The sequence below is a fragment of the Bacteriovorax sp. DB6_IX genome (assembly GCF_000447775.1).
Taxonomy (GTDB): Bacteria; Bdellovibrionota; Bacteriovoracia; order Bacteriovoracales; family Bacteriovoracaceae; genus Halobacteriovorax_A.
The window spans coordinates 1-429 of record NZ_AUNJ01000050.1; the positions used below are offsets into that span (position 1 = coordinate 1).

The 429-nt window shown below is 29.8% G+C and carries 1 protein-coding gene; it reads right to left on the reverse strand.

The window, feature by feature from the left end:
* On the reverse strand, positions 1 to 277 hold a 277-nt coding region (locus tag M901_RS01515), incomplete at its 3' end, for an A24 family peptidase (protein WP_021276393.1).
* Positions 278 to 429 lie beyond the last annotated feature (152 nt).

Below are 429 nucleotides of genomic sequence, written 5' to 3' on the forward strand. Positions count from 1 at the left end.
GAAAAAGTAAAAATGAAACAATCCCTATAAATAATTCTACCAATGGATAGACAGGACTAATCTTTACTTGGCAACCAGAACACTTTCCTCTTAGAAAGAGCCAACTGAAAACAGGTATATTTTCATACCAATAAATTAATTTATTACATGATGGACAATGAGATCTATCATTTACAAAATTCTTCTTTATAGGAAGTCTATAAATTAGAACGTTTAAAAAACTTCCAACAAGCAAACCAAAAACGGCTGCTGAAATTTGGTAAATAAGTATTTCCATTATTCGAGCTCTTTTCTACTAAATAAGTAGGTACAAATAACAATTAAAAAAATAATATAAAAGATCCCATACAGTGCTCCCCCTGCAATAAACTCAGAAGAAAGACCCCTATTATAGATTGCGAAATCCTTAATATTAAGCTTGTCTAAATT